The organism is Flagellatimonas centrodinii (genome assembly GCF_016918765.2).
GTDB lineage: Bacteria > Pseudomonadota > Gammaproteobacteria > Nevskiales > Nevskiaceae > Polycyclovorans > Polycyclovorans centrodinii.
The window spans coordinates 2,918,267-2,937,107 of record NZ_CP092104.1; the positions used below are offsets into that span (position 1 = coordinate 2,918,267).

The following is an 18,841-nucleotide window of genomic DNA, read 5'->3' on the forward strand; positions in this document are numbered from 1 at the left end:
TTGCCACGCCTGCTGAGCAGGCTCGCAATGACCGGGCGTACTTCGCCCTACGCCGACACCGTCAACACGATCTTGCCGATATGGGCCCCGCTTTCCATCAGCCGGTGCGCATCCGCCGCCGCGTCCAGCGGGAAGGTCTGATGGATCACCGGGCGAATGTTGCCGGCCTCGATCAACGGCCACACCCGTTGCCGCAGGGCGGCGGCGATCTTCGCCTTGTAGGCCGGCGGTCGTGGGCGCAGCGTCGACCCGGTGACGGTCAGGCGGCGCATCAGGATCTGCGGTAGCGGCACCTGCGCCTGGACGCCGCCGAGCAGGCCGATGATGACCAGTCGGCCGTCATCGGCGAGACAACTCAGCTCGCGGGCGATGTAGTCGCCGCCGACCATGTCGAGGATGACATCGACGCCGTGGCCATCGGTGAGGCGCTTGATCTCGGCGGCGAAATCCTGCTCTCGATAGCGGATGGCAACCGCCGCGCCCAGGGCTTCACAGGCCGCGGCCTTGTCAGCGCTGCCAACCGTGGTGAACACGCGGTGGCCGAGCGCGTGCGCCAACTGGATGGCAGTGACGCCGATGCCGCTGCTGCCCCCCTGCACCAGCAGGGTTTCGCCGGGTGCCAGCGCTCCACGTTCGAACACGTTGCTCCAGACCGTGAACAGGGTTTCCGGTAGCGATGCCGCTTCGATCTCGGACCAGCCCTGCGGGATCGGCAGGCACTGGTCGGCCTGGGCACAGCAGTACTCGGCGTAGCCGCCGCCGTGAACCAGGGCGCAGACGCGGTCGCCGATGCGCAGGCCGGATGCCCCGACATCACCGGCGACCACCGTGCCGCTGACCTCGAGCCCCGGAAGGTCCGACGCATCGTCCGGTGGCCGGTACAGGCCCTGGCGCTGCAGGACGTCGGGACGGTTGATGCCCGCGGCGGCCACTCGGATCAGGACTTCGCCGGCGCGCGGAACCGGGCAGGGCCGCTGCGTCGGGATCAGCACCTCGGCACCACCAGGCTGGCTGATCTCGACGACTCGCATGCTTTCAGGAATGTTCATGCCTGCAGTATGCCGGGCCCGCCTCACCGAGTGCGCTGCACAGCTTGTGCGTCCGAGCTGAAGGTCGTTCAATAGGGGACATAACGGAGGAACCCCCATGCATGCATTCGAGTACGGCCTGCGTCCCCTGAACTTCAGGACGGCACGACCCGCGGCAGCCGGCTTCAGCCGTCGCCGCTTTCTCACTGCCACCCTGGCCAGTGGCTTCGCCCTGGCGGCACAGCCGGTCCGGGCGCAGACCATCACCACCGACAGCGACGGGCTGGTGGCAGGCGAGGTCGAGGTGCCGGTGGCCGATGGTCATATCCCGGCCTACCGGGCGATGCCGGCCAGCGGCACGGGGTTTCCGGTGCTGCTCGTGGTGCAGGAAATCTTCGGCGTCCACGCGCATCTCCAGGATGTCTGCCGTCGCTACGCCAAGCAGGGCTACTTTGCCATCGCACCGGAGATGTTCGTGCGCCAGGGCGACGTCTCCGGGATGTCCGATGTCGGCGCCATCCTGTCTGAGGTGGTCTCGAAGGTGCCCGATGCACAGGTGATGTCGGACCTCGATGCCACGGTCGCCTACGCCGACAGCACCGGCAAGGCCGACGCCGGCCGCCTTGGCATCGTCGGCTATTGCTGGGGTGGTCGCACCGTCTGGCTTTATGCCCATCACAATCCGTCGGTCAAGGCGGGCGTGGCCTACTACGGGCTGTTGAACGGGATGAAGGGCCCGCTCAAGCCGGTTGACCCGGTGGATATCGCCGCCGACCTGAAGGTGCCAGTGTTGGGCCTGTACGCCGGCGCCGATGCCTACATCCACAATGACGCCCTGGTGGCGATGCGCGCCGGTTTGCGGCAGGGCAGGACCGACTCCGAGATCATCGTGTTCCCCGGTGTGCAGCATGGATTCAACGCCGATTACCGCCCCAGCTACGACCGCGTGGCGGCGGAGTACGCTGCCGGTCTGGCACGCGGGTGGCTGAGCGATCACGGCGTCTGATCCGGAGACGGCCGCCTTGGCTGCCACCCTCAGGCGGGGGTGCGGTCCATCACCAGTAGGGTAGAGGACGCGGAGGCCAGCAGACGATCCTCGCTGTCCAGCAGCTGCGCCTCGGCAAATGCCACACGTCGCCCCATGGTGAGGACGGTTCCGATCGCCCGAACCTTGCCGGTCGCGGCGCTCATGCCCCGGTGGTAGGCCACCTTGAGTTCCAGCGTGGTGTAGGCCTGGTCGGCGCTCAGTCGACTGTGGACGGCGCAGCCGCAGGCCGAGTCCAGCAGCGTTGCGGCAAAGCCCCCGTGCACAGAGCCGATGGGGTTGTACAGGTGCGCCCCGGGCACGGCGGTAAACACCGCGCGGCCCTCCGAGACCTCTTCAAGCCCGAACTGCAGGGTCTCCCCGATGGGCGGCTGGCGGCCGCCCGCGAGCAGGTTCTGAAGTTGCTGCAGGCCTGTGGCGGCGGCATCGCGGGTCATCACGTTCATAGGGGCTCCGGTCAGGGTTGACGGCAAGGTGATGACTGAATAATATGACGATCATCATATACACGGCAAGTCAGGCATGATCGGAAGCAATCGCCGAGAGCAGACGCATCAGCGCATCGTCGATACCGCCGCTCGGGCGATCCGGCGGGGTGGCTATCAGGGCGTCGGCCTCGCCGACATCATGAAGGCCGCCGGCCTGACACACGGCGGCTTCTATGCACACTTCGCCAACCGCGACGCCTTGCTGGTGGAAGCCATCGAGCAGGCCGGCGTTGCCAGCGCGCAGTCGATGATCGACGCCACCGCCCGCCGGGAGGCGCGGGGTGCGGGTCGTTTTGCTGCGCTGGTGTCGACCTATCTGGCCGACATCCACCTGTCGAAGATCGAAGAAGGCTGTCCGATCGCGGCGTTGCTGAGCGAGATGCCGCGGCAGTCCGCCGAGGTGCAGGTGGCCTCGCGGCGGCGCATCCGCGCCTTTGTGGCGGCGATACGGGAGCGGTTGCCGGAGACGGCGGATGACGCCGCTGCCGACATCGTGGCAGCAACCCTGGTCGGGGCCCTGCAAATGGCCCGGGCGCTGGGTGACGGGCCGGAAGGCCGGGCTTTCCTGGCGGCGCAGCGCACCGCATTGATGAATACCTATGGCGCTGGCGAGGCGTCGACCTGATCCGTGCCCGGCACGGTTTCATTTGCCCAGAAATATGACGATCGTCATATCAATGAACTTCAAGGAGTGACACGGATGAAAATCGAAAACGCAGTGGTGCTGGTCACCGGCGCCAACCGTGGTTTGGGCCAGGTGTTCGCCCGCGCGGCTTTGGCGCGGGGCGCCCGCAAGGTGTATGCGGCGGTGCGTGACCCGGCGTCGGTGCAGCTGGCACGGGTGACGCCGGTCAAGCTGGATGTGACCCGCCCCGAAGATGTCGCCCGCGCTGCCGCAGAATGTGGTGACGTGACGCTGGTGATCAACAACGCAGGCATTGCCCACTTCGGCGGCTTCTTCGCCGACCACAGTATCGACGAGGCGCGCCAGCAACTCGAGACCAACTTCTTCGGGCCGCTGCGGGTCAGCCGTGCCTTCGCGCCGATTCTGGCGGCAAACGGAGGGGGTGCGATTCTCAACGTACTGTCGGTGGCCAGCTGGCTCAACGGCCCCTTGCTGGGCGTGTACGCGGCGACCAAGTCTGCCGCATGGGGGCTGACCAACGGCATGCGCATGGAACTCGCGGCCCAGGGCACGCAGGTGACCGGTCTGCACGTGGGTTTTGTCGATACCGACCTCACCCGCGACCTCGACGTGCCCAAACTGAATCCGACGGCGGTAGTCGATGCCGCCTTCGACGGGCTGGAAGCGGGCGAGGCCGAAATCCTGGTCGATGACTTTACCCGAGCGGTGAAGCGCGGATTGTCGGAAACCCCGGCGATTTACGTCACGGGCCCACAGCCGGTTCGCGTGGCCGAGACGGCCTGACCCTGAACATCGACACATAATGCATAAAGTTGCATAACAAAAAAGTTGCATATAAAGTCGGCGCACCTTTTCCACCGACCGAACGTCATGAGCCTGCCCGAGATCCTCCGCAAGAACCTTCGCCTGCCCGTGGTGGGCTCCCCCCTGTTCATCGTCTCCAACCCGGACCTGGTGATCGCCCAGTGCAAGGCCGGGGTGGTGGGCTCGTTCCCGGCACTCAATGCCCGTCCGGCCGACCAGCTGGCAGTGTGGCTGAAGCGCATCAACGAGGAACTGGATCGCCACAACCAGGAAAATCCGGACCGACCCGCGGCACCGTATGCGGTGAACCAGATCGTGCATCGCTCCAATGCCCGTCTGCAGCACGATATCGAAGTCTGTGTCGAGCATAAGGTGCCCATCGTCATCACCTCGCTGGGCGCCCGCACCGATCTCAACGACGCGGTGCATTCCTACGGCGGCATCACCCTGCACGACATCATCAACGATCGGTTTGCGCGCAAGGCGGTGGAAAAGGGGGCCGATGGCCTCATCGCAGTGGCGGCAGGCGCCGGTGGCCACGCCGGCACGCTGTCGCCGTTCGCGCTGATCCAGGAAATTCGTCAGTGGTTTGACGGGCCGCTGCTGCTCTCCGGCTCGATCGCCAGCGGCGACGGTGTGCTCGCCGCCCAGGCGATGGGCGCCGACATGGCCTACATCGGCTCAGCCTTCATCGCCACCGTCGAGGCCAATGCCGACGAGCGCTACAAGCAGTGCATCGTCGACAGCCGCGCCGAAGACATCGTCTATTCCAACCTGTTCACCGGGGTGCACGGCAACTACCTGCGGCCCTCGATCGTGCAGATGGGACTGGACCCGGACAACCTGCCGGAATCCGACCCGAGCAAAATGGATTTCGGCTCCGGCGGCAACACCGATGCCAAGGCCTGGAAGGACATCTGGGGCTGCGGGCAGGGGATCGGGGCGGTCAAGGAGATCCAGTCCACCGCCGATCTCGTGGCACGCCTGGAACGCGAGTACCAGGCGGCTCGGCAGCGCGTACTCGGCGCCTGATCGGTTCTCAGCTGTGGCGTTGGCGCATGCCATTCTGGTGTCGTTGCTCGACCGTCCTGCGTCGGGCTACGACCTCGCCAAGCGGTTCGACCAGACCGTGGGCTATTTCTGGAAGGCCAGTCACCAGCAGATCTATCTGGAACTGCACAAGCTCGCGCAGAACGGGTGCGTGCAGGCCGAGACGGTGGAACAGAGTGCCCGCCCCAACCGGATTCTCTATGCGTTGACGCCACTGGGGCGCGACGCGATCGACTCCTGGGTCGAGGAGCGTACCGAGCCGCCCACCGTCAAGGAGGAGCTGCTGGTGAAGCTGTTCGCATTGGGGTCGGTGGATATTGCCACCGTCCAGGCCGAAATCGAACGGCGTCTGGTCGCGCATCGTGAGCGGCTACAGCGCTACACCGCCGTGATGGCCGAGCACTATCCGAGGCCGGAGGCGCTCGGTCCCCGCAAACGGGGCCGCTACCTTGGCCTGCGGCTGGGCATTCTGTCCGAGCAGAGCACCATCGCCTGGTGCGAAGAAGCGGTCGCGATGGTGGCCGCCTTGCAGCCCTCGCGGGCAGCGCCCAAAGCCCCAAGCGACGGCTGAGCCGGCGTCAGTACTGGCTGTCGATTGCTTCGTCGAGTGCCTGTTTGCGCTGGTCGTTGGCGTCCAGTGCGGCATCGATTTTGTCGGCAATACCACTGCCGCCGTAGCCGACGGCGTCCGTGTTGCGGATGCTCTGGGTTTCGAGACGACCTTCGGGCTCCGAGACGGGGCGGGCATCATCCTGGGGTGCGCCGCAGGCGGCCAGCGACAACAACGGGAACAGCATCCAGGCATGCTTCATCATCAGGGTGCTCCGAGGGGGGCGGGGGTGACGGCATAAGCCGGGTCGTGCGGGCTGTCTCGCGCGGCCACGCGCCGATGCCGGGCAAATAAATCAAGAGCGTATCGCCCCGCAGGATGCGCCCGGAAGCGTGCCAGGTCAGCACGTGCCGAGGTCGGCGCCTCGTCCAGCGCGGGTAGCCGGATACCATATTCTGGCGGCAGCAATACCGGCGAGGCCATGCAGGCAAAGCTGAGGTCGGCGGCAGTAAAGCGGTCGCCGCATAGATAGGGCCTGCCATCCGCCAGGCGTGCCGCCACCCGGTCAAACGTCTGCTCAATCGTTCCAAGGCCATGTCTGACCTTGTCGGCCGTCACCGCCAGGTGGCGTTTCAAGGCGACGCGCAACAACGGATACATTGGCGGTCCAATCCAGCGCTGCCAGCGCGGCGTGCCTTGTGCCGCGACCCTCACGACGTCACGGCCAGACTGGGGCAGCCAGTGAAAGTAGACCCAGCGCCGCGTTTCAACACCCAGGTGTTCGTCAAAGTCTTCTTCGAGTGCGGCCACCTCATCCGCAATCATCGGCGGGTACAACCTCTGGGCGGCGGGCAGCGGGCCGTCGAGGTAGCGCAGGATGGCGGTCGAATCGGCCACCACCTTGTCGCCATCAATCAGCACCGGCAACAAACCGGCCGGGTTGTGGCGGCGTGCCACCCTGATGTGAAGCCCCTGAAGATGACCTTCTTCCACATAGGCCACACCGGCGTACACCAGCCCCCAGCGGGCCTTCTCGCAGTAGTGGCTCATGGGGATGGTGATCAGGCGCATGGGCGTGGCTCGGTCAATCGGGCGTGGTCGTTCATGGCCACAACGGCCGTCGCCCCGGACCCGAAGCCTGCGTGATCGTCGCGCGCGCGTCCACTGGTCCGGTGTGACGGGGGCAGGGCGAGTGGCGGGTTTGATCGGCGCCTTACGCGCCACTGAATCCGCTAGGCTTTCAGCTGCGGCCTGCCATCGCAGCGGGTTCACATCATTCCTGGGGGACTTGCCATGTCATTCATCGTTGCCCACATCAAGTGGATTTTGCTGGTCTGCGGCTTGCTGACCTGCAGCATGCTGCTGGCCCTGCTGGCGCCGGGGTTGGCGCTGCAGAACACATTCGGTGCCAGCCTTGAAGGCCCGCTGGCCGAAGTGGTGGTGCGTAGCTGGGGCAGCCTCATCACCCTGATGGGCAGCTTGCTGATCTATGCCGCGTACCATCCGGTGCACCGGCGCCTGGTGGTCACGGTCTCGGCGCTCGGCAAGCTGATCTTCGTGATCCTGTTGCTGAGCATCGGTAGCGCCTACCTGGACAAGGCGATGCTGACGGTGGTGGCGGACAGCATCATGGTGGTGGTGTTTGCGCTCTACCTTCTGGGCAGCAGCTCAAAGTCTTGACGCGTTGAGTGTGTATGCCCAGCGCCAGCCGAGCGTCTGCAAAGGCATGAACCCATGCTGCCGCAGGTCTGCCGCAACGTCGGAAGCACTCTCGAAGTCCGGGTCCGGATGGTGCTCCGTGATGGACAGCACGCCATCCTTCTTCAGCACGCGTGCCGCTTCCAGAAGGAATGAGGCGCGATTCTCGATCTCTCCGAAAACCGTGACGAGGAACAGCGCATCAAAGGTGTTGTTCTTGAATGGCAACGTCGCCCCGTCGGATTGCCGCGTGGCGAAATGGTGGATGCCTGCCGCCTTCAGCGCATGCGCGCTTTTCTCCAGCATTTCCTGCTGGATATCGACGAGCGTCAGCCAGCCATCAGGAATACGTTTGGCGACCTCCACACTGTAGTAGCCAGATCCCGGGCCGATCTCGAGCACGTTTGCGTCGGGTTTTACCGGCAGGCGGTCAGCGACCGTTCGGGCAGACATGATCAAGCCACGGCCGGGAAGATCAAGAATCCAGGTCAACTGATGCGGAAAGACGCCACGCCCCAAGGCGCGCGACCAGATCCCACGTTTATCGGTGTCTTTCATTGTGTGCTGTGGTCGTTAGCGCGGCGGTTCGGGGGTGGGGGCGCTTCGGTCGGTCTCGCGCTGCATCGATCCACGGCTGGAAAAGTAATCGGAATCTGACTTTCCGTTGGCAAACGAGATGGTTTGCTGTGGGAAAGGGATTTCGATGCCAGCCTCATCAAATCGGCGTTTTACATTGACGTAACTGTCGCATTGCAGCAGGAAGCCATTGGCAGGATTATCAGCCCAAGCCCATGCTCTGAGCGTAACGGAAGAGTCGCCCAAGGCCATGACTCGCACCGGAACAATCGGAGTGTTGTCGCGTATTTGCGCCTCTGTGCGTTGGTCAATGACCAGGGGATGCTTGACGATCTCCTCCTGCATGATTGTCATTGCCCGCTCCAGATCGGATGAATAGCCAACCCCCACGTCGATGAACTTGCAAATCTTATGATCGGTGTGGTTGGCATTGACCACCACCTCGCTGCTGATCTGTGAATTCGGGATGATGATTCGGTTGTTCTCGGCATCGCGTACGATGGTCTCTCGAAGTGTAATGTCCTCGACAGTGCCGGAATAATTTCCAGATAGGGTAATTCGGTCACCGATCCGAAACGGTCGAAAGAACACGATCATGAATCCGCTGACAATATTGCCGAGGACCTGCTGTGAGGCCAAACCGCCGACAATCGTCAGAATACCGGCCCCCGTCAGCAGTGAATGGCCGACAATCTTGAGTTCGGGGATATGTGTCAGGCAGGCACCAAATCCGGCGCCATAGATCAAGACGGATATCAACCGTTTCGCAAAGTTGAATGCCGTTTTATCGACAGAGCCCGTTGTCAACCTCGATGATTCCAACCGATTGATGACATTGATTAAAGCCCAATTCAGCAGGGCCGTAAGTCCGATTATGGTCGCAAGTATCGATAAGAGCCGAAAGTCAGCGGGCACGGCGTCGAACACTGATTTCATCTAGGAACCCTGATTATTGAAACATGGAGTCCAGCATCGAATGCGGAATGGTCCCGGCGACTCGCAGTAAAAACCACCGACTGGAGGCCCGTTCCTGGATCACCGGGAAGACCCCGGACAATTGTCATCACCCCGATCAATCGTGGTCGGTCGCCGTCTGTACGGGCGAAGTTGCGGGTCCGTTATGCCCGAGTCGTTGAGTCGGTTCAAGTGGGCGACGGGGAAGGGCCACAGAAACAACAAAGGCGCCTTTCGGCGCCTTCGTTGTTGCAGCCTGATAAAAGATCAGGCGGCCATCTGCCGCAGCATGTCGTTCAGCACGTCGCCGTAGCTGTAGTCGTCCCCACGCCTTCGGTGTGTTGATGCGCACCTTGGCCTTGAAGGTGATGACCTTGCCGTCGGTATCGCGCCTGCGGGGTGGGGTGGCTGCGTGATGGTGCGCGTGCGTCACGAGCGCGGGGCCCTGCCGCTGGTCACATGCGCTTCACCTCTGTAGTGTGAAGTTTTCAGCAGCACCCAAAATCCTGTGGACAGGTCGTCGCGGCAACGCGCCATCGAACAAACGACCGCGGCGCGCCCACCGGCACCCTGTTCTCGGTCACCGGTGGCGGTTCGGCACTGGCCACGGCACCCGATGGCAGCGCCGCCTGGACCTGGGTTGAAGGCGCCGGCGATGCCGATCAGGATCTGCAGACGCAGCTACTCGGCGCGACCGGTGCGACGGCCGGCAGCCCCTTCCGTGTCCACGCGCCGTCGACGCGGCGACAGTTCGCGCCGCGTGCCGCAGTAGATGCTGACGGTAATTTCGCCATCGGCTGGACCGATGCCCCGGTGGGGACGTCGATCGATCATCACTTCCGGGTTCGTCGCGTAGAGGGTTTTTAGTCGCGCGACAGACGGTGTCCGGTGAGCTGGGCTGCCCCTTTCTTCCCGAACAGTGGATGAAGGGCGGGGCCGGCCGCCGCTACAACAGCTTGGTTCCGAGGGGTACGTCCTTGTCCGGAATGCAAAGAACCACCTCACCATTTTCGTCATGAAACCCGGTGGTCAAGCATTCGGACATCAACGGGCCGATCTGCTTCTTCGGGAAATTGACCACAGCGACCACCAGCTTGCCGATCAGGCCCTCTGGCGTGTAGCGCGCTGTGATCTGGGCGCTGGATTTTCTGATGCCCAGTTCCTCGCCAAAATCAATCTGCAGGACATACGCCGGCTTTCTGGCTTCCGTAAAGACATTGGCGCTCACCACACGACCGACGCGCAGCTCTACCTTTGTGAAATCGTTCCAGCTGATTGTTTCCATGTTGTTCCCCGGGGGCGATGCTCACGCCATGGTGACATCGTTTCCCGATCAACCGTCTGCCGATCAGGCCGCCTGCAGAAACGGCAGTATCTTTTCGAGAACCTCAGACGGCTTCTCTTCGTAGGCCAACAACTTGGTTTTCGGCACGATGACCAATCCGCGACAGTCGGCAAACTGGTTGACCATCGGCCGCGCATGTTCAACCGGGAATGTTGGATCATCCTCGCCCCAAACCAGTAGCACGGGCGCACGGATCTTTCGATGGTCTTCGGCCAGTGCATCCACCACCGGCCAGGTGATGCCGCCGAGATACCGCAGCATGCCTTCCATGCGTCGTGGTGATTCCAGCAAAGGCTGCACCGTGTACTGATGGAATTCGCCGTCCAGCAAGTCAAGGTTGGCGAAGCTGCCACCAAACCCCATGCCGGAGCGACGGAACAGGCGTGAGCCGATCGCCAGGCGAAAGCCGGCTTGCGCACCCGGCAGGCGCGTCAGGGCTTGGAACAACTGAATCCACGGTGGGCGGTGATGCGGGATCTCGGTGTTGAACAACACCAGTTTCGACACGCGTTCTTGATCAATCAGCGCCAGGCAGCGAGCGATCGTGGCACCCGTGTCCTGTGCCATGACGGCATAGCGGGCCACGCCCAGCTGCGCCATAAGCTGCTTGAGGCGCGCGGCATGGGCAGGGAAGGTGAAGTCCGTGTTCGCATCCCATTCGGACTCGCCCTTGCCGGCGAGGTCCGGCACGTAGCACGTGAAGTGTTGTGCCAGCGTCGGCAGCAAATGACGCCAAGTGAATCCATACAGGGGGAATCCGTGCACCAGCAACAGTGCTGGGCCCTGCCCGTACCGACGCAGACCCAGCGTAGCGTCGTTGAACTTGAGCCGGCGCAACGGTGCACTGAAGTAGAAGTCGGACTCCGCACTCATGATCGACGATCCAGCTCTGGAATGATGGGCCGTCATGCTGCGTTGCCGCCTGCATCGCCACAATTACCCAATAGGTAATCGCAGCCGCGCGTTCCAATCACCCGTACGCTGAAGCCGTTCGATCAAGCTGCCACCGCCCCCCACGTTGAAAGCTACTCAAACAGGCTCACTACCGTGGCTCGGCCGACGACGAACCGCGTAGTGGTTTGACAGTCGACTGGAGGGCATGGCTGGGTATGACTACTTGCCGGAACGTGCCGCAGCAATGACGCGCTGAAGCTCTGCCGGAACCGGGAAAGACTTGAAGGGACTGACATTTGCGCCGCCCGTATTGCCAGCGGGCACCAGCCCAATGGCTGTTTTTGTAGCTGCGCCAATGACGCGTGTTATTTGCCCCAGAATTTCTTTGAAAGAACGCCGCCTGAGGCCCCAAAGCAGCATGTGACAGTGAACACGGACGTGCTCGCGTGTCGACGCCTGGCCCAGGATGTGGGCACGCTCGAGATGACGGAAGGCTACCGAAATGTTGCCTTGATGTTCTGCTGTTTCAGCGAGCACCAGCTCGGCAGTAACAGGGGGTCGAATGTTATTTGCGAACGTGCTCATAGTGGGGGCTCTCTCAGTTGTGTCCAACCAGATCCAGCTGACGTCAACACAGCTCGGCAAGTCGGATATTGCGATCCAAACTGTATCTCGTTATGCCCGAGCTGGCAGGCCTCTTCAAGGGGCTAGCCCGGATCGCCACGAGTCATAAGGGACAAGTAATATGGGACAGACCACGATTTGTTGACGGTCACATGGTTAATCGTGGTCTGTCCACAATTATTTTCTGGGCATCATTTTGAACCGAATCGAACACGATAGGAAATAAATGCGATGCTCAAAGCGAACAGAATGTGAATTCCAATGCCGAACCAAAAATCGGAGGCGCTATCTGCCAGAGTGATACTGCGAGCTCCACGCCCCAGCAAGAGCCGTTGAGAAAATACTTCATACCCTATAACAATATATATCAAATTCACATACCAGGCTCCGAACAATACCTCTTTACACTGCGAAAGGAATTTACTAGAACCGGGCCGCGTCATTTTTAGAGGTTGTGGAATGGTGCTAATCTTCGTAGCTCTTGCCTTAGCCGCATTAAATTCATGGTTGCAGTTTTGACAGCGCCATTTATCGCCACGAGAAAAATCATTCTTTGACGCAAACGAGTAGCCGACTTCACAGCCAGGGCAGGAGATAAACCATGTCGTCTTGCTGCAGAGCGCACAACGCGTTTCAAATACGCCTGTTTGGTCTTCGCTTTCGTGCATGCTCGGAGTTTCACAGTGTTCGCAGTAAAAATATTTCATATTGCTTTCAGTGACTAATATTATAAATGGGCGCCTCTGACTAATGGAGAGCAACTGGGGGTGGACCACTGTTAATCAAGAAAACTCCAATAAATCGTGGTCAGTCCCCATTTTTCAATTATTTCCGCGAAATCTAACGCCCAGCCTCAGCCGCTGGCCGCGAGCGCAGCGAGTGGCTCGTCGGCTGGAGGCGATGGTTGGGGACAAACTCTCATCTTGCGTCGTATACCTCAACCTGAGTCTCGGGTGTTTGTACCACTGATACGCGAAGCATATCTCCGTCTACGAATAGATTGCCGCATCGGCACCCATGATTGCCCCCGCCCTTCAATACGAACTCCTGACACAGCGGACATTTGAGGTAGTTGCCATGCCAGGCTCCCTTTCTCGGGCCACGAGAAACAAGTCGAAGCGAGAAAGCGGAAAGCAGCTCTGCCTCTGTCGCGGTCAATGGCATTCGTCGCTTCATGCCCAACGCCTCAAACATCGGCGCAGTTTTTCTGCGTCCGAGTGCTTTGACTTGTTAAGCGCTGAGGTTTTAAACGGCAATAAATGATTGCACCAAGCGCCCCTAGAAAGTGTCCAATGTGATCAATTCTCAAATCTGCCGCCGCACTTGAACGCCCCTTGAATTCACCTTCTATTGCAAGCAATATTGCTAAAAACACGAATAGTGAAATTGCTGCAAGCCATTCCTTGGTGCTTAATTCCTTTTCATCTGTAAAATATGCAGCAGCAAGACCAAAAACCCCGCCAGATATTCCAGAGACTGCAACGTTTTCCGAATAGAATAATATAGATGGCATGGATGCCGCACTTCCTACAAAAAGAACAGCCAAATACCTCTTGGCTCCAACTCTGCGTTCATAAATAGAGGCCAGACCTAAGCCAATAGCGTTCGCGGCAAGATGAATCAGGTTGCTATGGATAAACAAGTGCGATACAGACTGCGCCGGCCACCTTAAAAGCTGATCACTGTTATTACTCAGTGCCAAAGTTCGATACAGGTTCTCATCTACGGAAATGAAACCAAAGTTTGTTGTTAGAAGAAATATGAAAAGAATGAACACCCCTGAGCATATAGAGCCCCGAACAAGCTTTAAATTTTCAATGTAAGTAATTGGTACGGTTTTCAAGCTACTTGGAGCTGGCTTAATAAAAACCAATAAGCCAACATAAGTCGTAGCAGAAATTAGAAACATGATCATGTTGCTAAAGTTATATTACTTTCAATATGTTCTTGTACTTCTGGCAACAGTTTTGCGACGCTTTCCACGCCCTTCAACTGTGCTTTTACTTTTATTTTTCGATTGTTTCCAAACGTGAACTTCATTGGCCTTTGTAATAGCCCCTTTCCTATGGTAATCCCCCCATTTTTAACGGCATTCAGAAGTGGAGCTACGCAGCGGCAGCAAGCCGCTGCATGGGGGTAATGCCACCAAGTGCCATATTTGGCCTTTCGTGATTGTACGACCAGAGCCAGTCGGTGGCGGATTGCTGCACCTGCTCGATGCTGTGAAACAGGTGTTGACTCAGCCAGTCGTAGCGTACGGTTCGGTTGTAGCGCTCGACATAGGCATTTTGCTGCGGCTTTCCCGGCTGGATGTATTCGATGCGGATGCCTTTCTCCCTGGCCCAGGTCATGAGCGCGCCACTGATCAGTTCCGGGCCGTTGTCGCACCTCAGGACCCGCGGTGTGCCGCGCCATTCGATGATCTGCTCCAGGCTGCGGATAACCCGTGTCGATGGCAGCGATAGATCCACTTCGATCCCGAGCCCTTCCCGGTTGTAGTCATCCAGCACGTTGAACAACCGAAAGCTGCGGCCGTCACTGAGCTGGTCGTGCATGAAGTCCATCGACCAGACCTCGTTACATGCCAGCGGTACTGTCAGGGGCCGCGGCAGCTGTCGCAGCAGCCGCTTCTTCGGTTTGATGCGGAGATTGAGCTCCAGTTCGCGATATATCCGGTAGACGCGCTTGTGGTTCCACCCGAACCCCTTGACGTTGCGCAGGTACAGGAAGCACAGCCCAAAGCCCCAGTTGCGGTAGGTACTGGTGAGCCGCACCAGCCAATCGGCAATGCGCACGTTTTCAGGCTCGGCTTTGGCCTGGTACCGGTAGCAGGTCTCGCTGACCTGAAAGGTCACACAGGCCTGCCGGATGCTGATCGCCTTGGAAGTTACCGCCCATCGGGCCATCTCTCGGCGCTGAGATGGCCTCACCATTTTTTTGACAGCGCTTCCTTCAGCAGCTCCGCGCTCATCTGGGACTCGGCGTACATCTTCTTCAGCCGCCGGTTCTCGTCCTCCAGCTCCTTCATCCGGGTGAGCTGCGAGACGTCCAAGCCGCCGAACTTCGACCGCCACTTGTAGAACGTCGCCGAGCTGATGCCGTGCTCCCGGCACAGCTCAGGCACGGGCGCGCCACCTTCTGCCTGCTTCAACACCGCCATGATCTGGCTGTCGGTAAATCGTGATTTCCGCATGGGAACCTCCTCGACTCAGGTTACGAGAAAATTCCACTCCCGGCTGCCGCTATCCTGTGGGGGGATTACCCTATCTTTACATTTTCAATGTCGCCAAACTCGAAGAAATCATGCTCCTTAAACTTTCCTAGTAGACTTAGCTTGTGAAAAGATATCCCTTTTTCAGTAACAGCCAAGAAGTACGTTCTCATGCTTAGAACGAAAAGAGGACCAATTATGAGAAGCAACCAGATTTTGGGTGGACTAACTGCTTGAAAGAAGCCTATTAAGTTATCGCCTTCATTGAGTTGTTCTTCTATATATTTTTTTGCTTGTTCTTTCTTCATCGTTACTCCTAGTTATGTTTGTATGGCCTCTGGCAAGCGCTTAACGCCGAGCATAAGCCGCGGCCACGCCGGAGCGAAGCGGAGGCGTGGACGTCGGCTTGATGCTCTGGTTATGTGCGTAGCTTTCCGACGCTCTCTCGAATTTCATGGATTGCAGCCCTAAGAACCTGCAAGCAAATCTTCGCCGTGTGCTCGCGTGGCGCGAACCCTGAAGCCATCTGCTCGAATGGGTGAATGTAGTTTCTGAAGTCACGAAGTGAATGGCTGAACTTGTGCGTGTCATGCTGGACAAGGCCCAACTCTCGTGCGACATCAATGAAGCCGCTCAAGCTCCATTCTTGAAACTGCCTCACTTTCCCGTTGTTGTCCTTCGGCGCCGCCCTTGCTGAGTTGAAGTAGCGCGGAAACTGGATCGCTAGGGAAACACTGATCAAGTGTCTGAATTTTGCGCCGCTCCGCACTTGGGCGCCAAGAGTCGGCTGACTTTGCGGTTTTCAGCACGTTTGGCATGAGAATCGCTCAGTTCTTCCCGATATTCGGGCTCTTTCGCATATTTGCCCACTGATTCTGCTTGCTGCAGACGCAATTCATCTGCTGGGCTCGGGGATTCGTCGGGCGGCAATCAGCAGATTGGCCAGCCCGAACAGGCTGTAAAGCTGGGCGGTGTTCTTGAACAAGCCCCGATAGCGAGCCTTCCGATGCCTGAACAGGTTCTTGATGATGTGAAATGGGTGCTCGACCTTGGCACGCAGGCTGGATTTCAGTTGTTCGGTTTGCTGAAGCAGCCGTCCGCCTTCGGTGTCAGGGAGTTTGCGTCGCTTGCCCGGTCGCATCGCGATCTGCCAGGCGACGGTGTGTTCGGGGTTGCACTCTTCCCGCTTCTCCACACCCTGATAGCCCGCATCACCATGGGCGTGTCGCTCTTCGCCATGCAGCAGGGCATGGGCTTGGGTGATGTCAGCCACGTTACCCGCCGTGCCAATGAGGCTGTGCACCAGTCCCGAGGCGGCATCTACGCCGATATGGGCCTTCATGCCGAAGTGCCACTGGTTGCCCTTCTTCGATTGATGCATCTCAGGATCTCGCTCGCCTGCTTTGTTCTTTGTCGAAGGCGAAGCAGCAATCAGGGTGGCATCGACAATGGTGCCTTCCCGCATCAGCAGTCCCTGTTCGGCCAGGTGTCCCTTGATGGTCTCGAAGATCAGCTTCGTCAGCCCGTGGGTTTCCAATAGCCGCCGGAACTTCAGCACCGTGGTGGCATCCGGGGACGACTCCCGTCCCAGATCAATGCCGACAAACCGGCGAATTGCGCCAGAGTCGTAAATCGCATCCTCGATCCCCTCGTCGGAGAAACCAAGACATTGCTGGGCAACGTACATCCGCAGCATGCGTTCACAGCCTAGGGGAGGTCGACCATTGCCCGCCTTCGGGTAGAAGGGATCGATGACCGCAAGCAGTGCAGGCCAGGGCGTTGCGGCATCAATCTTCGATAAAAACCGATCCTGCCGCGTCTGACGTGGCTTGGCGGCATATTCGGCATCAGCAAAGCTGCGCTGCTTCATCACCCTCATCCCCGTGGAATTCGTCAGCAATATTTTCTCATGTCCAGTCAATCGCAAAAAGCGTTTGAGGGGACTTGATCAGTGTTTCCCTAGGCCAAGAAGTATTCCTTCAAGAGTGCTGCCAGCCAGAATGATTACAGCTAAAGGGGAATCCGATGTGAAGCATTTTTCTATCTCCCTTGTTCGATGCTCTAGCACATCGGTTACCGCGCCCTCCAAACCGAGACCCTTCAAGCTTACGTTTGTGAACTCCCGGCTTAGGAACTCACTCTCGGTTTTCTGAGGCTCATTCAGATCAATTTTGTCTAGGGAAACACTGATCAAGTGTCTGAATTTTGCGCCGCTCCGCACTTGGGCGCCAAGAGTCGGCTGACTTTGCGGTTTTCAGCACGTTTGGCATGAGAATCGCTCAGTTCTTCCCGATATTCGGGCTCTTTCGCATATTTGCCCACTGATTCTGCTTGCTGCAGACGCAATTCATCTGCTGGGCTCGGGGATTCGTCGGGCGGCAATCAGCAGATTGGCCAGCCCGAACAGGCTGTAAAGCTGGGCGGTGTTCTTGAACAAGCCCCGATAGCGAGCCTTCCGATGCCTGAACAGGTTCTTGATGATGTGAAATGGGTGCTCGACCTTGGCACGCAGGCTGGATTTCAGTTGTTCGGTTTGCTGAAGCAGCCGTCCGCCTTCGGTGTCAGGGAGTTTGCGTCGCTTGCCCGGTCGCATCGCGATCTGCCAGGCGACGGTGTGTTCGGGGTTGCACTCTTCCCGCTTCTCCACACCCTGATAGCCCGCATCACCATGGGCGTGTCGCTCTTCGCCATGCAGCAGGGCATGGGCTTGGGTGATGTCAGCCACGTTACCCGCCGTGCCAATGAGGCTGTGCACCAGTCCCGAGGCGGCATCTACGCCGATATGGGCCTTCATGCCGAAGTGCCACTGGTTGCCCTTCTTCGATTGATGCATCTCAGGATCTCGCTCGCCTGCTTTGTTCTTTGTCGAAGGCGAAGCAGCAATCAGGGTGGCATCGACAATGGTGCCTTCCCGCATCAGCAGTCCCTGTTCGGCCAGGTGTCCCTTGATGGTCTCGAAGATCAGCTTCGTCAGCCCGTGGGTTTCCAATAGCCGCCGGAACTTCAGCACCGTGGTGGCATCCGGGGACGACTCCCGTCCCAGATCAATGCCGACAAACCGGCGAATTGCGCCAGAGTCGTAAATCGCATCCTCGATCCCCTCGTCGGAGAAACCAAGACATTGCTGGGCAACGTACATCCGCAGCATGCGTTCACAGCCTAGGGGAGGTCGACCATTGCCCGCCTTCGGGTAGAAGGGATCGATGACCGCAAGCAGTGCAGGCCAGGGCGTTGCGGCATCAATCTTCGATAAAAACCGATCCTGCCGCGTCTGACGTGGCTTGGCGGCATATTCGGCATCAGCAAAGCTGCGCTGCTTCATCACCCTCATCCCCGTGGAATTCGTCAGCAATATTTTCTCATGTCCAGTCAATCGCAAAAAGCGTTTGAGGGGACTTGATCAGTGTTTCCCTAGCTTCTTGAACGAGATGTCAGCACCATCGCGAACGACCCGCCATTTATCGAACGCGAGGTATTGATTGAATTCTTGGATGTGCGCGTCAAGCTCCGCGATACGTCCGATGAAGTTGGCTGGGGAGAACACTGCCTTGATGCAATCATCAAGGGCGGGCGTTCCATTGATCTTCCCCAAGCGTTCGTCGGTGAAGGCCCAGCGCGAAGGGAATCCTTGGCCATAGGCATCTCGAAACCCGAGTCGATTGAAGAATTGCACTAACTTTGGCCCCGAACGGTACTCGGTCCGTTCGTTGATCAGCTCGCGCAGATTCTCAAGCGTCTTCGGGTTCAGGATCATCGCTGTGGCCTGCTCCGCACAAGCACATAACTAGAATTAGACGGACTGGAAACCGGCCACGATGGCAAGCTAATTCCAGCAACCAGCCCAACCTTGTCGTAACTGCGGAGTTCCTGGTGTTTAGTGCGGACTAAAAAAGTCCGGATCGCGTTGCCTTCGCCAGGGCTACCCGTC

General features: G+C 59.3%; 21 protein-coding genes and 1 pseudogene. 6 read left to right on the forward strand and 16 right to left on the reverse strand.

The window, feature by feature from the left end; genetic code table 11:
• Positions 1-47 precede the first annotated feature (47 nt).
• On the reverse strand, positions 48-1,031 hold the full coding sequence (locus tag JN531_RS14075) for an NAD(P)H-quinone oxidoreductase (protein ID WP_366522442.1): 984 nt from the start codon (positions 1,029-1,031) through the stop codon (positions 48-50).
• Between the two features lie 115 nt (positions 1,032-1,146).
• Between JN531_RS14075 and JN531_RS14080 the strand changes: the two genes are divergently transcribed.
• Positions 1,147-2,034 carry a dienelactone hydrolase family protein gene (locus tag JN531_RS14080; protein WP_228349492.1) on the forward strand — a complete coding sequence of 296 codons (888 nt, stop codon included), beginning with the start codon at positions 1,147-1,149 and terminating at the stop codon, positions 2,032-2,034.
• 29 nt (positions 2,035-2,063) lie between these two features.
• Here the strand turns inward: JN531_RS14080 and JN531_RS14085 are convergent, their stop codons facing one another.
• Positions 2,064-2,519 carry a PaaI family thioesterase gene (locus tag JN531_RS14085; protein WP_228349493.1) on the reverse strand — a complete coding sequence of 152 codons (456 nt, stop codon included), beginning with the start codon at positions 2,517-2,519 and terminating at the stop codon, positions 2,064-2,066.
• A gap of 76 nt (positions 2,520-2,595) precedes the next feature.
• Here JN531_RS14085 and JN531_RS14090 point away from each other — a divergent pair, with 76 nt between their 5' ends.
• The 4 genes from JN531_RS14090 to JN531_RS14105 all read left to right on the forward strand — a co-directional run bounded on the left by JN531_RS14090 (position 2,596) and on the right by JN531_RS14105 (position 5,632).
• Complete coding sequence (locus tag JN531_RS14090; protein ID WP_228349494.1) at positions 2,596-3,186, forward strand: TetR/AcrR family transcriptional regulator; 591 nt, start codon at positions 2,596-2,598, stop codon at positions 3,184-3,186.
• A gap of 75 nt (positions 3,187-3,261) precedes the next feature.
• Positions 3,262-3,990, forward strand: coding sequence for an SDR family oxidoreductase (locus JN531_RS14095; RefSeq protein WP_228349495.1), 729 nt, complete (start codon positions 3,262-3,264; stop codon positions 3,988-3,990).
• Positions 3,991-4,077: 87 nt separating this feature from the next.
• A complete protein-coding gene (locus JN531_RS14100; RefSeq protein WP_228349500.1) occupies positions 4,078-5,043 on the forward strand; it encodes an NAD(P)H-dependent flavin oxidoreductase in 966 nt (321 codons plus the stop codon).
• Positions 5,044-5,056: 13 nt separating this feature from the next.
• Positions 5,057-5,632 (forward strand): PadR family transcriptional regulator, encoded by a 576-nt coding sequence (locus JN531_RS14105; RefSeq protein WP_228349501.1) that lies wholly within the window; start codon positions 5,057-5,059, stop codon positions 5,630-5,632.
• Positions 5,633-5,639: 7 nt separating this feature from the next.
• Here JN531_RS14105 and JN531_RS14110 read toward each other — a convergent pair whose 3' ends face one another.
• Together JN531_RS14110 and JN531_RS14115 are read right to left on the reverse strand one after the other, a co-directional pair.
• Complete coding sequence (locus JN531_RS14110) at positions 5,640-5,876, reverse strand: hypothetical protein (protein WP_228349502.1); 237 nt, start codon at positions 5,874-5,876, stop codon at positions 5,640-5,642.
• Complete coding sequence (locus tag JN531_RS14115; protein ID WP_228349503.1) at positions 5,876-6,682, reverse strand: glutathione S-transferase family protein; 807 nt, start codon at positions 6,680-6,682, stop codon at positions 5,876-5,878. The genes JN531_RS14110 and JN531_RS14115 overlap by 1 nt, the downstream gene beginning before the upstream one ends.
• 222 nt (positions 6,683-6,904) lie before the next feature.
• On the opposite strand from JN531_RS14115, the gene JN531_RS14120 reads away from it, so the two are divergent.
• Positions 6,905-7,291, forward strand: a complete 387-nt coding sequence (locus tag JN531_RS14120) for a hypothetical protein (RefSeq protein WP_228349504.1) — start codon at positions 6,905-6,907, stop codon at positions 7,289-7,291.
• Here the strand turns inward: JN531_RS14120 and JN531_RS14125 are convergent.
• From JN531_RS14125 to JN531_RS14180, 12 genes and pseudogenes are all read right to left on the reverse strand, one after another.
• Positions 7,280-7,867 carry a class I SAM-dependent methyltransferase gene (locus JN531_RS14125; RefSeq protein WP_228349505.1) on the reverse strand — a complete coding sequence of 196 codons (588 nt, stop codon included), beginning with the start codon at positions 7,865-7,867 and terminating at the stop codon, positions 7,280-7,282. The genes JN531_RS14120 and JN531_RS14125 overlap by 12 nt on opposite strands.
• A 15-nt stretch (positions 7,868-7,882) precedes the next feature.
• The gene (locus JN531_RS14130; protein ID WP_228349506.1) at positions 7,883-8,821 is read right to left on the reverse strand and encodes a mechanosensitive ion channel family protein; all 939 of its coding nucleotides are present in this window, start codon (positions 8,819-8,821) and stop codon (positions 7,883-7,885) included.
• A gap of 964 nt (positions 8,822-9,785) precedes the next feature.
• Positions 9,786-10,124 (reverse strand): tRNA-binding protein, encoded by a 339-nt coding sequence (locus tag JN531_RS14135; protein WP_228349507.1) that lies wholly within the window; start codon positions 10,122-10,124, stop codon positions 9,786-9,788.
• Positions 10,125-10,187: 63 nt separating this feature from the next.
• Entirely contained in the window at positions 10,188-11,057 is an 870-nt protein-coding gene (locus JN531_RS14140; RefSeq protein ID WP_228349508.1) for an alpha/beta fold hydrolase, read from the reverse strand.
• A gap of 240 nt (positions 11,058-11,297) precedes the next feature.
• The gene (locus tag JN531_RS14145) at positions 11,298-11,663 is read right to left on the reverse strand and encodes a DUF3703 domain-containing protein (RefSeq protein ID WP_228349509.1); all 366 of its coding nucleotides are present in this window, start codon (positions 11,661-11,663) and stop codon (positions 11,298-11,300) included.
• 230 nt (positions 11,664-11,893) lie between these two features.
• Positions 11,894-12,370, reverse strand: a complete 477-nt coding sequence (locus JN531_RS14150; protein WP_228349510.1) for a hypothetical protein — start codon at positions 12,368-12,370, stop codon at positions 11,894-11,896.
• A gap of 518 nt (positions 12,371-12,888) precedes the next feature.
• Positions 12,889-13,617 (reverse strand): rhomboid family intramembrane serine protease, encoded by a 729-nt coding sequence (locus JN531_RS14155; protein ID WP_228349511.1) that lies wholly within the window; start codon positions 13,615-13,617, stop codon positions 12,889-12,891.
• A 190-nt stretch (positions 13,618-13,807) separates the two neighbouring features.
• Positions 13,808-14,895, reverse strand: a protein-coding gene (locus JN531_RS14160) for an IS3 family transposase (RefSeq protein WP_228347576.1) whose coding sequence is annotated in 2 segments (ribosomal slippage) — positions 13,808-14,643 and positions 14,643-14,895 — 1,089 coding nt in all. Because the reading frame shifts where the segments join, the coding sequence is not laid out codon by codon here.
• Between the two features lie 65 nt (positions 14,896-14,960).
• Positions 14,961-15,221 (reverse strand): hypothetical protein, encoded by a 261-nt coding sequence (locus JN531_RS14165; protein ID WP_228349512.1) that lies wholly within the window; start codon positions 15,219-15,221, stop codon positions 14,961-14,963.
• A 587-nt stretch (positions 15,222-15,808) separates the two neighbouring features.
• Complete coding sequence (locus tag JN531_RS14170) at positions 15,809-16,783, reverse strand: IS5 family transposase (protein WP_228349980.1); 975 nt, start codon at positions 16,781-16,783, stop codon at positions 15,809-15,811.
• A gap of 477 nt (positions 16,784-17,260) precedes the next feature.
• Positions 17,261-18,235 carry an IS5 family transposase gene (locus tag JN531_RS14175; RefSeq protein WP_228349980.1) on the reverse strand — a complete coding sequence of 325 codons (975 nt, stop codon included), beginning with the start codon at positions 18,233-18,235 and terminating at the stop codon, positions 17,261-17,263.
• A gap of 84 nt (positions 18,236-18,319) precedes the next feature.
• A pseudogene (locus JN531_RS14180) lies at positions 18,320-18,667 on the reverse strand (hypothetical protein); the annotation flags it as partial.
• Between the last annotated feature and the right edge of the window lie 174 nt (positions 18,668-18,841).